1 pseudogene is annotated in these 260 nt (G+C 67.7%); it reads right to left on the bottom strand.

Annotated features, from left to right (window positions below):
• Positions 1-260 (bottom strand): annotated as a pseudogene (locus RVY79_RS20195) (hypothetical protein); the annotation flags it as partial.

Below are 260 nucleotides of genomic sequence, written 5' to 3' on the forward strand. Positions count from 1 at the left end.
CGGACCGACGCCCGGGCCGCCACCGCCGTGCGGAATGCAGAACGTCTTGTGCAGGTTCAGGTGCGAGACATCGCCGCCGAAGTGGCCCGGCGCAGCCGTGCCGACCATCGCGTTCATGTTGGCGCCGTCCACGTAGACCTGGCCGCCGTGGCTGTGCACGAGTTCGCAGACGCGCTTGACGCCTTCCTCGAACACGCCGTGCGTGGACGGGTAGGTGATCATGATCGCCGCGAGGTTCTTGCTGTGCTCGGCCGCCTTCT

The sequence above is a fragment of the Chromohalobacter sp. HP20-39 genome (assembly GCF_033052815.1).
Classification (GTDB): Bacteria; Pseudomonadota; Gammaproteobacteria; order Pseudomonadales; family Halomonadaceae; genus Chromohalobacter.